General features: G+C 34.9%; 12 protein-coding genes. All 12 read right to left on the bottom strand.

Annotated features, from left to right (window positions below; genetic code table 11):
* A partial coding sequence (locus ABWO41_RS07785; RefSeq protein WP_353136027.1) for a LacI family DNA-binding transcriptional regulator occupies positions 1 to 145 on the bottom strand: 145 nt, incomplete at its 3' end.
* Positions 146 to 267: 122 nt separating this feature from the next.
* Complete coding sequence (locus ABWO41_RS07790; RefSeq protein WP_353135993.1) at positions 268 to 1329, bottom strand: LacI family DNA-binding transcriptional regulator; 1062 nt, start codon at positions 1327 to 1329, stop codon at positions 268 to 270.
* An 88-nt stretch (positions 1330 to 1417) separates the two neighbouring features.
* Positions 1418 to 2179 (bottom strand): glucosamine-6-phosphate deaminase, encoded by a 762-nt coding sequence (locus ABWO41_RS07795; protein WP_353135996.1) that lies wholly within the window; start codon positions 2177 to 2179, stop codon positions 1418 to 1420.
* Positions 2136 to 3359 (bottom strand): N-acetylglucosamine-6-phosphate deacetylase, encoded by a 1224-nt coding sequence (nagA, locus tag ABWO41_RS07800; protein WP_353135999.1) that lies wholly within the window; start codon positions 3357 to 3359, stop codon positions 2136 to 2138. Before nagA ends, ABWO41_RS07795 begins: the two co-directional genes overlap by 44 nt.
* A gap of 214 nt (positions 3360 to 3573) precedes the next feature.
* The gene (locus tag ABWO41_RS07805) at positions 3574 to 4716 is read right to left on the bottom strand and encodes an alpha/beta hydrolase family protein (RefSeq protein WP_353136003.1); all 1143 of its coding nucleotides are present in this window, start codon (positions 4714 to 4716) and stop codon (positions 3574 to 3576) included.
* A gap of 28 nt (positions 4717 to 4744) precedes the next feature.
* Positions 4745 to 7075 carry a hypothetical protein gene (locus ABWO41_RS07810; RefSeq protein WP_353136006.1) on the bottom strand — a complete coding sequence of 777 codons (2331 nt, stop codon included), beginning with the start codon at positions 7073 to 7075 and terminating at the stop codon, positions 4745 to 4747.
* A gap of 11 nt (positions 7076 to 7086) precedes the next feature.
* On the bottom strand, positions 7087 to 8478 hold the full coding sequence (locus ABWO41_RS07815) for a polysaccharide lyase 6 family protein (RefSeq protein ID WP_353136009.1): 1392 nt from the start codon (positions 8476 to 8478) through the stop codon (positions 7087 to 7089).
* A gap of 8 nt (positions 8479 to 8486) precedes the next feature.
* Entirely contained in the window at positions 8487 to 9572 is a 1086-nt protein-coding gene (locus ABWO41_RS07820; protein WP_353136012.1) for a dihydrodipicolinate synthase family protein, read from the bottom strand.
* Positions 9572 to 10588: an epimerase gene (locus ABWO41_RS07825; protein WP_353136015.1), complete on the bottom strand. Its 1017-nt coding sequence runs from the start codon at positions 10586 to 10588 to the stop codon at positions 9572 to 9574. Before ABWO41_RS07825 ends, ABWO41_RS07820 begins: the two co-directional genes overlap by 1 nt.
* A gap of 6 nt (positions 10589 to 10594) precedes the next feature.
* The gene (locus ABWO41_RS07830) at positions 10595 to 11812 is read right to left on the bottom strand and encodes an Nramp family divalent metal transporter (protein ID WP_353136018.1); all 1218 of its coding nucleotides are present in this window, start codon (positions 11810 to 11812) and stop codon (positions 10595 to 10597) included.
* A gap of 18 nt (positions 11813 to 11830) precedes the next feature.
* Positions 11831 to 13339 carry a PQQ-dependent sugar dehydrogenase gene (locus ABWO41_RS07835; protein ID WP_353136021.1) on the bottom strand — a complete coding sequence of 503 codons (1509 nt, stop codon included), beginning with the start codon at positions 13337 to 13339 and terminating at the stop codon, positions 11831 to 11833.
* 72 nt (positions 13340 to 13411) lie between these two features.
* Positions 13412 to 14782, bottom strand: a complete 1371-nt coding sequence (locus tag ABWO41_RS07840) for an acetylxylan esterase (RefSeq protein ID WP_353136024.1) — start codon at positions 14780 to 14782, stop codon at positions 13412 to 13414.
* Between the last annotated feature and the right edge of the window lie 103 nt (positions 14783 to 14885).

Raw genomic sequence — 14885 nt, forward strand, 5'->3', positions numbered from 1 at the left:
CAATAATTGCATTTATTTTGGCTTTGGTTTTTGGAGAAACACCTACTCTATTATGCAATACTCTGTCGACTGTAGCTATAGAGACATTTGCCCTTCTGGCAATTTCTTTTACTCCAACCAATTCTTTTTCTTCCTTTTTCTTCATCAATAGTCTTTTAATACCTTTTTCTGCTTATTAAGAAAATGTTAAACGCAAAATACGAAACTAAACTACATTAATAAAATAAGTTATCTACTTATTTTTATAAACGCAGAGAGAGACGAGAATTAGTTAGTATAAAACTGGTAATTTTCTTTGGTAACAATGTCTATTGGCATATGATGTACTTCTTTAACTTTTGTTTTATGAACACAATGCTGATAAAGAGCCATTACACCTCTATAACCTTGTTCTATTGGTTTTTGACAGATTAAGAAATCGATAATTCCATTCTTTAGATATTCTACATTTTTCTGAAGAAACTCGAAACCCACTAACTTGACATTCTCTATTTTATGTTTCTTAAAAAATTCAGCCACATAAAAAACCCTTGAATTAGCTACAAATACCAAATCAATTTTATTGCCATTAAGTGCCTTTTTCAGCTCCCTACTTACCGCCTGATAGCCGGTGTCTTTAATATCTAATCTCTGGATATTATTTAACTTTTTGTGCTTATTATAATACTCTTTAAAACCCTGCTCTTTTCTTAAAAAGTGTCGGTGATTAACTATTTCCGATATATTTACTATTAAAATACTGTCTTCTTCACCTATTAAATATCCACATAAATGTGCTGCCAATGCACCTGCATGATACAGATCCGGACCAATATAACATAAACTTGAAGTATCTGGTAAATCGGAGTTAATAAATACACATGGAGTTTTAGTTTCGGCACATTCTTTAACAAAAGATGCGGATTCTTCTATAAACATAGGAGCCAATAAAACACCATGGTACTTTGATTGTGTAATTTTCTTTGATTCTTTTAAAAATGATTTTTTGTCATTTTGATCAAAAAAGAATTTGTCAATTTTTATTCCATAAGTTTCAATTTCCGACTCTGCCTGCTTCACCCCTTCCAAAGGTGCTTCCCAGTAGTTGGTCTCTTCAGATACAGATGGAATTAAAACAGCAAATTTTAATACCTCTTTCGATGCTAACCTACGGGCTAGAATATTTGGTTTGTAATTTAGCTCCTCTATAATTGCATTAACCTTGGCTTTCGTTTTTGGAGAAACACCTTTTCTATTGTGCAAAACCCTATCAACGGTAGCGAGAGCAACATTTGCCCTTCGGGCAATTTCCTTTACTCCAACCAATTCTTTTTCTTCCTTTTTCTTCATCAATAATCTTTTTAATACTTACTGCTTTCTAAGAAAATGTCAATACAAAATAAGAAACTAAATTACATAATAAATCTTGTATTTAATATTACAGATTCAAAAGTGAAGAACTATCTTCATCTATAAATAAAATAGCGTCTTTATGAGATCTAAGTATAGTTGATGGATATATTTGTTTTATTTCTTCTGTTAAAGTTAGCTTAACAGCATTTGCTTTAGTTTTTCCGGGAACCATACAAAATATTTTCTCACCTTTTATTAAAGCAGGTACAGTTAAGGTAAGCGCATATTCTGGTACTTTTTCAATTTTAACGAAACATCCATCATTAACTTGTTGTGTCCTACATGCCTCGTCTAAATCTACTACTTTTACTAACTTGGAGTCCTTGAAATCTGCTACGTGAGGATCATTAAAAGCGATATGCGTATTTTCTCCTATCCCCATACAAACAATATGTGGCGGGAATTGCATTAATAAATCTTCATACCGTTTACATTCCTCTTGTAGATCTTTCGCCTGCCCATTAATATAGTTTACGGTCTTAAACCTAACCTTTGAAAAAATCTTATCTTTCAAAAAATTGCCGAATCCTTGTGGAGCATCTTCTTCCAATCCCACATATTCGTCCATATGGAATGCATTTATTCTCGTCCAATCTACATCTTTTTGTACTATATGTTCAAAAAAATCATTTTGGGATGGAGCAGCAGCAAAAATCATATTGATATAATCTTCTGTCTTTAGCAACTCATTTATTGCATTTGCTACATGTTCGGCAGCATCTTTCCCTAAATCTTCTCTGGTCTTAAATACTCTGACTTTTAATAAGTCTTTCTGCAAAGTCTTCATTCTGATAAATTGATTTTCCTTCTATAATCGTATTGATAATATTAATGTCTTCATCGAATATAACGATGTCTGCATCTTTGCCTATGGTTATACTTCCTTTTTTATCTCCTAAACCTATTATTCTAGCTGGTGTAGAGGTTATCATTTGTATAGTTTCCAATAAACCTATTCCTGCATCTTTATGTATTGTTCTAACTAATCTATCCGCAGTCGCAACACTACCGGCAAAAGCTGTTCTATCCGGCAATTTAGCAACTCCATCTTCTATAATCACTTTAACACCATCTTTTAAATCACCTAAAATACTTTCTCCCTCACCCATACCTGCGCCTCTCATTGCATCGGTAATTAGAGCAGTTCTAGAAGGGCCTTTTATCTTATAAATAAGTTGAAGTAAAGGCACAGGCAGATGAACACCATCTGCAATAATCTCTACGTCCAGTTCGTCTATTAAATATCCGCTTTCTACTACTCCTGCATACCTGTAAGCATTTCTTCTGGTCACACCAGACATTGCAGAATAAAAATGTGTCAATAAAGTATAACCATTTTCAAAAGCTTCCTGTACTTCTTCGTATATTGCGTCTGTATGTGCTATAGCCGGTAATACTCCTACTGATTTCAAATAACGAGCAAATTCCATGGCTCCATCAAGTTCCGGAGCAGCACTCCATCTACTGATTAGATGAGCCCATTGAAGAATTTCTTTATATTCATTAGGATCAGGCTTTCTGATATACCTTGGATCTTGCGCTCCCCTTTGCTCCATAGAAAAATAAGGTCCTTCTATATGCATTCCCAGGAACCTGGCACCATGGGTATTTATTTTATTAGCTTCTTCATATGCATGCAGGGTCTTAATTAAGTCTTCTTTCAGGCTGGTTAACGTGGTTGGACACATTGCTGTAGTACCGTGTTTTGCATGTAGTTCTGCTATATTAAGAAACGCCTCAACAGAGCGGTCCATAAAATCATAACCTCCTCCTCCGTGAACATGCAGGTCTATAAATCCTGGTGAAACATAATTTCCTTGTGCATCTATAACTTCTGCCCCTGGCGCATCTATATAAGACTGGCTCACTTCTACTATCTTTCCACTCTCTATCAACACACTTCCTCCTTTAATTATTTTATACGGGGTAAGGATATCTCCGTTTACTATTTTCAGTTTATTTTCCATTTAGTACCTACAATTTTTTCGTGTACGTACACGAAATTATATATATTTTATAAAATTTCAAAACAAATGCATCAATTTGTTTTAACTGATCATTTAAATAAGCAATTATGTAAAGGAAAAGTTCATAATTAGTAATAAATCAATTTAATCATATTAAAACAATAATTGAAAATACAATAAAATTAACAGATTTTTTATACCTCAATCAGAGCTCTTATTTCAGAAAATATTCAAAGAAATCATAAGCTATACCATTCGAATAATCATTAGGTTCGTGTAACGTTCTATTTTGCATAGCAACTCTGTTTTCCAAACCTAACAATCTATTTATTTTCGTAATATGATTAAGTGCTGTCCAGCGAACTGGTTGGTCTGAGGCTCCTCCCGAAACTAAAAATGGACGTGGAGCCATTAGTGCCATAATCTCTTGTAAATCGTATCCTTCTTTAAGTAATTTAGGATAAAGCCCTTTGGCTCCTTCTATATCGCCTTTTTTACGCCAAACGTTTTCCCATGGTGTTGGATAATACCCCAGATACCAGGGCTCCCAATAGTTCACCAGACTACCTTTATCTTCATCAAATACTACACCAGGATCTGACCAGACTGCACACGCAAATTTATCAAATAAACAAGACCCAAACATAGCCCACTTCCCACCAAAAGAATGTCCCATTATTCCTATTCTTTTATTGTCTACGTAAGATAAATTAGACAATAAATACCAGGAATTTGCTGCTGCATAAGCTAACATAGACAATGGTTGGACTTTCGCGTTTTCTCTGGAAGGATAATAAATAGAGTATGTGCGGTCTTTAGAGGCCTGTGTGGTACCAATAGACAACGTTACAAAGCCTCTTTTAACCAACTGCAGGGCAAAATCCCGATTGGGTTTTCCTTCTCCTATAGCAGTTTTGGGTTCATAAAAAGTTGTAACTACCGCTGGGTACTTCTTTTTATTTAATTTTGGTACTAAAAGATAGGCTTCTGTCTCTTCTGTTGGCGCCCATTTATAACTAATTCTGTATTGTGTATACCCATCTTTTTGCTGAGTTTCCAACACTTTCATCTTTTGTTTTTCGATTAGGGCCGGCCAGTTTCCCATCATGTCATTCCACTTGGTATAGATTTCATTTCTGCGTTTTTGCCAGTCTTTCTTGGTTAATACTGTGTCACCATTATAAAACTTCAACGGAGATTTATAACTACCATATTGCCCTGCAAATTCCGAAGGAGCAGAAAAATAAGGACCTATTCTTTTCCATAACTCTTGTTTATTAACAGCGTTTTCTTGAGAATGTACTGCAAAAGAAATTGCAGAAATCATTAAAAAAATGATACAAACTTTATTTTTCATATATACCCAATCAATATTATTTATTAGATTAATTTTCTAAATCGGAGTGCGATTTTAGCATTGATATAAATTTTGGACTAAGACTACTTCCTTGTGATTTAAGGAAGCTCAATATATCTTTTCCCAACATGGTATTTGAGTGATTAAATCTCAATTTTTCGTTTATCTTGATAAAATCATAACTTTTTAATGAGGATGGTACAAACTTACCGGTTATCTTAGGAGAATGAACAGTACAGTTGGAAAAAACAGTTGCTAATGTAGTGTCTAGTTCTAAAGCTATTTCTTCCTCAGAAGTAACTTCTGGTAAAATTTTACATTCGGATAGGTAAATCTCTCCCTTCATTATTCCTAATTGCTTACTTTTAAACGCAGATAGATTTGAATTTCTAATTATCACTTTAGCAGGCAAGCCAGAAATATCCATTTTTATTGACGGACAGTTCACTATTTCAATTTGCAGATACAGAGAATGATTATCCTTTATATCCTTTGTGCCATTTTTAACCAGGATATGGTTATTTTTTTCTTCTGCTTTTAATCCTGAAAAATCTTCTAAGCTAACATTATCAATAAGTATTTTACTGTTAGGTTTCAATTCAACACCATCATAACTTCCTTTTGCATCTACATAATATCCTTTCGGATTATAAAGTGTTACTATACGAACACCTTTGTTTTCGCCATGAACAATAACATTTCTGAATTGAACATTTTTGGGGAATTTGATTCTTTCTCCATGTTTCATTTCTGAAAAACCGCTCAGACTCATTAAATAAAGTGGTCCTTTAGATTTATTATTCTCACAATCGATCACCAGATTCTCTATCGAAATTGTTCTACCGAAAACAATCGGATATTTATAATCAAAATCTGCAGGATTGAAATCCAGAATGTTATTATAAGCACTTTCTGCCGGAATAAATTTACAATTGGATATTTTGATATCTCCATCCCACTTAGATCCGAAATCTCTTCTGAAATTTATAAAAGAACGATTTTCGCAAGTGGTATTCTGAATAATAAGATCTCCTCCTCCGGTAATAGAAATTCCTCTATAACCAATTCTCGAATTTAATATGGACAGATTCCAACAATGAAAGTGAACGTCGACCCTGTTTAAATGACAACCATCTATTTTAAAGTTCTTGTTCATATTAGTCCCAAAAACTCCCCAATGTATCGAGCTGCCTTCAGCAGTAACATTTCTAAACGTTGCATTTAACATTCTTCCACCCGATATCCCATAAGTACCTGCGGGAACATCATTTGCTGTTCCTTCCCGATCCTGTTCATACGGAATAAGACGGATATTTTCTAATTTGACATCGTAAACTTTGCTAAAATTATAAAATCCTGTTCTCGCGTTTGGTGCAGTATCTTTCTTTCCGTCTTCTAATCTAATTACCTGGTTGCTTATTAACGTTCTTGACCTTACAATTCCAAAACCATTTTTTGTATACCCTTTTCCGTGGCTATTACCCGAAAGATAAAAACATCCTCCATTTACAGTAAGATAAGTATCATCTACAGGAATTATTTCGATTGTAGTGAAGTCTTTAAAAATATATGCTACTTCTCCTAAAACTTTTCCGTGTTCTTCAATATATACAAATTCCTGCTTAGCCCAGGATTGTCCGGTAAATCTTTCTCCGGACCTGAATCCTACCTTATCATTAACATCTTCTATATAAATCAAGTGCCCGGAAAAAGGAGAAAACTCTTCTACAACACTTACTCCCGGTTTAAACTTATTCACAATATTTGCTTTTTCCTGAGCAGAAAAAGCCTTTTTCACCTTTTGCTTTTTACTCGCTATAACGAACTTGTTTGCCTTTGGTGTATTAAACTGTTCATCTATGTGAAAAATAGAATTTCCCCATTCTACATTATTATTGATTTGTATAGAATTAGTTTCTTTTAACCAAAACTCACCTGTATAATTAAATACAGGAAGATTTTGACCATTGGCATATCGATGTGCTTTTTTGATCTCTATCCCGTCATCATGTACTCCATCAGATACGGTACCAAACATTTTGTAATTAACTGCAGACACATTAATTAATAAAGCGAATAAACCATTTTGAAGCGCTATACCTGCTTCATACTGATCCTGTTTATCAGAAATTAAATATTCTGCATGTCCACCATCGTTAGGCTGATGGTACCCTAACGTTTTAACGATATCTCCCTCCTTCAATTTCTTCTCAGAAACTAAAGCATTGATATTTGGGAAGAATTTTATCGTACCAACTGCTATATCCCCTTTTTTTGAAGCGTAGGACGAATGAGCTATACCTCCTGCTGTTAAAACAGTTACTCCAAGAGTTTTTAATATATTTCTTCTAGTGGACATATATTTTAAGATTAATTGACTATAACTAAATTATGCTCTACGGGATACCAGGATGGACCTATATGTTTTGCATTTAATAATTTTCCGTGAAGTTCATCTGATAGTTTACAACCAAAATGGTTTTCTTTAGCATTTTTAAAAACATAGGGTTTAACAGATGAAGAAGTCGAGATATAAGCTAATCTATTGTTGCTTTTTAAACGTAAATCTTCTTTTATAAATCCTTCACCGTTTTCTTTTGATGAACTGGAAACGAGGTTCTTAATAATTTCAAATTGGTATCCAGACTCTATTGCCTTTAATGCTTTTTCATTTCCATATATTAAATTATTAGCAATTATGGTACTTACCGGGACGACAAAGGACTTATCGTCTTTTCCTACTCCAACATAAAATGGGATACCACAATTAATAAATGTATTTGAAAAAACAGCACAATCTTTCACCTGATCGTATCCATGTAACGGCGGGTTTTCCCAGGCATTTCTGAACGATATAGGTGCATAGAAGTCTGTTCCAATAATACCAGAAAAATAATTATCAAAAATACGGTGTCCATCACCTGTCACTCTAATCCCTCCCATTCCTTCTTTTTTATTTCCTATAAATATATTTCCTGATACGGTAGCTCTTTTTCCATGCCTTAAAGAAATGGTACCGTTACTTTCATAGAACAGATTGTTTCTTATTATATTATCGCAAGATTTATTAGATATAATTTCTATTTCTCCATTACAATTTTTAAAGATATTTTCTTCGATAATGATGTGTGATGAGAACATAGAAGTGTTCCAGTTCCCCGCTCTGATGCTCTCTCCTCCATTCATACCCAGCTCTGGTCTATAGTCAAAGAAATTATGGTCTATTCTATTATAGCCAGGCCTTTCTTCCGCTTCTGCAACGATAGTACAACCTTTATTAGTTTTCCCTTTAAAATAGCAGTGGTCTACTCTATTATTACGGCCATACATCGTTACCCAGGCAAAAAAAGAATCTTTACTTAGTAAACTGTTTGCTGTTTCAAGAAACACACTATTGGTAAAGCGACAGTTTTCTGCTGCTTTTGAAATAAAGACGACACTTCCTTTAGGAATATTGGTGTCTACAAATTTCAAATTTTCTACTGTAAGGTACTGCCCGTTTATTAAAAGTGTTGAGCCTTTCGATATGATGGTTTCTCCGTTACCTTCGCCAGAAAAAATGATATTTTTTTCTTTGGTTCCATTGCCTTTTATAACCAGCTTTTGGTCTGTCCAAAGCCCAGATTTAAGAATTACCTTGTCTCCAGGTTTTAAGACTAGTGCCTCTAATTCAGAGGCACTTTCTATTTTATATTCTTTGGCCTGTATATTTGTAATTTTAATTACTAAACATATAAGCAGGAAAACTGAATATAATCTCATTCTTTTTATTAATAATTTATAATCTGAGATGGCTGTTTTTCTTTATGTAAAAATTCCTGTACGAATTCATCATCGTTCAAATGAGGATAATTCTCGTATACTCTATTGATTTCTTCTAGTTGGCCATCGGAAAGCTCTTCTTTAGGATTAAGACACCATCTTCCCTGTAATAGTCCTTGTTTCCGCAATACTTCGTGAATACCAGGAATACATCCATGAAAATCATGAGCCGGATCAAATAAAGCTGCATTTACATCTGTAATTTGTACCCCTAATGTCAATAGTGCTTCTGCTTCTTCCACAGTTTTATTTGCTCTGTATTTTTTTATTCTTTCAAGGAGACGTACTACATTGTTGGTCCAAACAGCCCAGTGTCCTAATAAACCTCCCTTAAAACCAACAGTTTGTATTTCTCCGTTAACAGGGAATTTATATTCTGTTAAAAGATCGGCTACAATATTATCATCATTACCTGTGTACATAGAGATCTTATCCCTTCTGGAAGAATTTGCTACAGCTCTCATCACGTCCAACGTTTGATACCTGTTGAACGATGCACATTTTATTGCCTCTACATTGTCTATTTCAACAAATTTTCTCCAGAAGTCGTAACTAAAAATTCTTCCTCCTACAGAAGGCTGCAAATAAAACCCAAATACAGGGATGATTTCTGCAACAGCCTTTACTCGTTCCAGTATTTGCTCTTCTGTCCACCCCTGCAGACCTCCCATACTTAATAAACCAATGTCATATCCTAAATCAACCGCAATCTTAGCTTCGGCTTTTGCCTGATCAGTAGGCCCGCATATACCCGCTATTTTAATAAACGGTCTGTCTAATTTTGCCTTATCAACTTCTTCTGAAGCCCATTTTAAAACCGTAGAAAAAAGATTGATTTCCGGATCTCTGATTTCAAACTGAGTAGAATGTACTCCTACGGCAACGCCTCCTGCTCCAGATTCTATATAATAACGGGTTAACTGCCTTTGATGAAGTTCATCAATCTTTCTTTCTGCTGTTAATGCTAAAGGATGTGCTGGTAATACAGTACCTTCATCCAAAAGCTGTTTAAGTTCTTTGCTTAATCTTTTCATTAAAATTTACCTCCTCTTTCCTGGAAATGTGTTGCTTTTCCAAATTCTTCTCCACCTCGAGTTAACCAAATCGCGGTAATGTCTATAATTTCTTTTATAGTTACTTGCGGATATCCAAATAACTTATGGCACTCAGCTGCATTATTTAATAATGCAGTTCCTTCTGCTTCATGTTGATAAACTGGCTTTTTATTAAACTTTCTGCCAAATTCCTCTGCTACCCATCTTGTAGACAAAGTTTCAGGTCCGGTAACATTTAAAATCTTTGCCGGACTTTCACAATGTAGTAAAGATCTTATCGCTATTTCGTTAGCATCGCCTTGCCAGATAACATTTACATTTTCTGTTCTTAAGTCAATTGGTCTTTCTGCCAGTACAGATTTCGCAATTTCCATAATTACACCGTATCTGAAATCTACTGCATAGTTAAGACGGTATATAAGTATTGGGGTATTGTTTTTTTTAGAAAAATATTCAAATACTCTCTCTCTACCTAAACAAGATTGTGCGTATTCTCCAATAGGTTCTGGTGTAACTTCTTCGCTTACCCCTCCAGCTGTTACAGGTACGAAAGGCAATACATTACCAGAGGAAAATGCTACAATATTTGAGTTTTTAAATTTCTCGGATACTCGCCCAGGTAAGTACGCATTCATTGCCCATGTGAACCCTTCGTTCCCCACTGTACCAAATTTATGCCCGGCTAAATAAATAACATTCTTTACCTCCGGAAGCTTGGAAAGCTCTTCATCGTTTAACAAATCACAAGCTATTGTTTCAATTCCTGCTTTTTCTAATTCTTCTCTTGCTTTTACATCGCTAAATCTTGAAACGCCAATAATACGTTTGCTTATTCCAGCTTCTTTTACTGCTGCTGCTGCAAGTTTTCCCATACTTGGCCCCATCTTTCCCCCAATACCCAGCAGCATAATATCGCCATCTATATTTTTTATATCTTCTATAAGTTTAGCACTTGGTCTGGTTAATTTTTGTTCTAAAGCTATTAAATCTTCCATAATATGTTATTTTATAAATAAATCGTATACATTGCTTATCGCTAAAAAAGTAAGTAATAACAAACCTAATACACCGAATATATTGGTGAATCTGTTGTTTTTATGCTGTCCCATAATCTTTTCGTCCCTCGCCACCAGGAACATAGCGATACCTATAAAAGGAACTAAGAAAATAGTCACACTCTGAGCTAGTACAATCAGTTCCAAAGGAAGCTTTCCGAATATTATCGCTATTGTCGCGCCTATAATCATTAATATAGCTATCAAAACACGTACTTTGGCCGATTGCAATTTGCCTCCATACCCTAATGCGTCTCCTAACATGGTTCCTCCAACTGAAGCATTACCTACTACTGAAGAAAAGGAGGCTCCGAACAAGCCTATCAAAAACAGGATTGACGCATAATGACCAAATAAGGGCTCTAAAGCTTTCGCCATATCCATAGCACTTGTTAGTTTTACTCCTTTTGGATGCAGCACTGTTGCAGCACAGACCATTACTATCGCACTCATTAAGCCTAATATGATCATACCTGTAGTACTTTTATCAATAACGGGTTCATCTTCCACACCTGTTTTTTTTCTTTCCTGTACTAAATAGGCTTGATAAAATGCTCCTACAATTGAAAAACAGGAAGCCATAAATGCAATAACCAGGCCTACGGAACCTTCCGGCAAACTAGGTACAAAACCTTGTATGATGTCTTCTGCCTTTGGATTGACTACAAAAACTGTGATTATAAATGACAGCAGCATCATAAATATTAACAACAGCATTAATTTTTCCAGGATTTTATAAAATCCTCTGAAAAACAGTAGCAGAATACCTATAATATTAAACACAATTACCCAAATCTTTGACGATGTACCGGTAGCTTCTCCTATTGAAATTCCTACGCCAATTGAATTACCTGCCTGAAAAGACGCCGCTACTAAAAAAATTCCAACACCAATGACAATAGCAGCCCATTTGCCCCATTTTTGCCCAATTAATGTTAAAAGTGATTCTTTCTTTGCTATACCTATTCTACTTGCCATCTTGGTAAATACGGTCATGAAGAAAATAGCGACTACCACAATCCATAACAAACTATAGCCATAGTCTGTCCCCAATTTAGAAGTAATGGTCATTTTGCTAGGGCCAAAAACGACCGCTGCTATAATTATACCTGGGATGATTTCTTTAATCCGTTTTACCAGTTTTGATTCTTGTTTTATTTCCATTTAGGTTTAGATTGTTTGTTATCTTAATTTTTTAATTTCTGATGCCTGAATTGGCTCAGCATTATTACCCCAATTCTTTCTGATGTATGTTAATATAGCAGCACCTTCCTCATCATTCAGGAATTTGAAAGCTGGCATCTGTTCGGGTTTATTCTCAGTTTTCTTACCTTTTAAAAATACCTTTATCAGATCTCCTTTATTTCCCAACACTATTGGAGAGCCTTTTAATGCAGGAAAGCTACCTTGTACCCCAGATCCATCATCTTTATGACAAGAGCCACAATAAATACTATATAGCTGATCTATATTATCTATAGAATTATTTTCTGATGCTAACTTTCCTTTTGACACTTTTTCGCTGGTTATTTTGGAGGCTTTGCTTATCTTTAAGATCCTGTCATCAAATTCTACGGGTTTACTGTAAGGATTCCAGTCTTTGTTACTGGTAGAAACATAGATGTCACCGTTCGGCGAAACACAAACACTTCTTAATCTACCATATTCGTTTTCCAGAAAAATATTTTCCGATAGTATCTTTGTACCATCATTATTTAGTTTTAATACGCGAAGGCTTCTTGCTTTCAACGTTGTTAAAAGTAAGCTGTTTTCCCATTCAGGAATGTTATTGCTACCATAATGGGTCATTCCTGCAGGTGCTATAGTTGGTGTCCAGGAAAGCAAAGGCTCTATCGTATTGTATTTTTCGGCGTATTTCTTCTCTTCTTCTGTATCATGTATGCCCTCTATATTCGGCCAGCCGTAGTTTCCCCCTTTTACAATAAGGTTAACCTCGTCTTCTAAAGCATCTCCATGTTCAGATGTATAGAGAAAACCTCTTTTAGAAAACACCAATCCCTGCATATTCCTAAACCCTTTGGCCCACACATAGCTTCCTTCAACAGGGTTATTTTCCGGTACTGTTCCATCTATATTTAAACGCAATATCTTACCATTTAAACTCTCATCATTCTGCGCATTTTTATAGTTTGCAGCATCTCCTGTAGCCCATAAAAGTTTGCCGTTAGGCGATATAGCCAATCGGGAACCATTATGTCCGGTATTTCCAGGTATAACTAATAATGTTTTTGGATTAATTAAGGTATCTTGCTGTATGGTATATCTAACCAGTTTTGAAAATATCTTCTTGTTATCTTTTATGGTATAATCGACAAAAACATAGGGATACTCTCTGGTATTAGGATGAATTGCCATTCCTAATAAGCCTGTAGTTCTATCTTTCCATACCTCTTTAATTTCCAATATCCGCTTTTTTTCACCGGTCTTGGGATCTATTTTACTAATTTCGCCATGCTGTTCTGTCATCCATATCTTATCATCCGGCCCCCAGGTGATTTCCCATGGAACATTTAATCCTTTTGCAACAACACTGATATCTAAAATTGATTTATCTAATTGGATATTCTGTTCTACGGGGATAATTGCCTCTTTACGCTTACGGGGACTGCATCCCAGTACAGAAAAGCATATTAAAAACAGAATCTTATTATTTGCGCTACTAAACTGCATATTTACATTAAGTTTTTCTCTTGATTTGCCCCACTTTTCAGCAGGGCAAAAACAAAAGAAGCAAACAAAAAACTAATTATTTCTTAAATTATTGGTTAACCAGCTATAGGTTTTCTCTCTTTGCGGAGGATATATTTTATGTATCCCGCTAGGAACTATAAATACTTGTTTAGGTGATTTAACAGAGTTATAAGCCGAATAAAATGACGTAGGCGGCGTTGTCTCATCATTAAATCCCCACGAGAAAAATCCCGGAACTTGTATGCGCTTTGCAAAATTAACTACATCGTAATAAGATAAAGCTTTCATTACCTGTTCTTTATTATCCTTGTAAAGTTCTGGTTTGGCAAAAAAATGTGGCCATCCGCCAGCCCTGTTATTTAAATATCCTGTAAAGTCACACATTGCAGGGCATAAGGCAACAAAATAATTGATTCTTTTTTCTAATGAAGTTGTGATAATAGACAAGGCACCGCCCTGACTAGATCCCCAACCACCAATATGTTTTCCATCGAACTTTGGTAAAGAATAAATAAAATCTACAGATCTTACACAACCTAAAATCACATTCTTGTAGTAAAAAGAATCACGATTAGACGCCCCTATATATTGGTAGCTCTTTAATTCGTTAGCCTGCAAATCTGTATAATATGACTTGTCTTTAATTACTGGTCGACCGTGAATATATAAATCCAGCGTAATAAATCCTTTAGCTGCATTATTTTGATCTCCACTTAATGGTAACCAACCAGCACCAGGAAAACGTATAATAGCTGGGTATTTCCCTTCTTTTTTAGGTACACTTAATACTCCATAGAATTTTTGTACACCATTATTAAATAAATGATATTCTGCCTGATATACATCTACCAGGTCATTACTTCTTTCTGGAATAGGAGTTAATTTAGAATCCAGAGGAATACTTTTAGAGTTTTTAATTGCTGCTGCCCAATATTGGTCGAAATCTGCTGGCGTTACCGCTGTCGGTTTTATTTTTTCTGGTTCAAAAGCTGCAGTAGCTAATTCCTTATAAATTTTCCCTTTAACATTTACTCTTACATCACATCTCAAAAAGCCAGGTTCACCCATTGTTCCCGCTTCTAACTTTGCGTATCCATCTTTAACAGTTACCCGCCCTTTTTTTGTTGGAACCATTTTTTCTGGACCTATCATATAGGATAAATCTGCAGATTCTACAGGTTTGCCATCTACAAAGAGTTTTATATTGAACGTAGCCTGCTCGCCTACTTTATAGATCCAATCGCTTTTATCTGGAGTAACTGAGAAATCAATACTTTTTGTTACTGTAGATTTTGGATCTTCTACATCAATTCCTGCTGTTGTGGCCTGAGCATATAAAGACTGCTGAATACCTGTTAATCCGGCAATTACAAGTGCAAGAATCAGCATAGCTTTTAATTTTTTCCTTGTGAGAACTTTCATGTTTATTTAGTGGTTAATAAAAATCAATTTGTAGAGTAACATACTTTTTTATAACTGGATAACTTCATTTGTTTAGCTAATATAATAATTAATTGAGGTACGT

The organism is Pseudopedobacter sp. (genome assembly GCF_040392825.1).
Taxonomy (GTDB): Bacteria; Bacteroidota; Bacteroidia; order Sphingobacteriales; family Sphingobacteriaceae; genus Pseudopedobacter.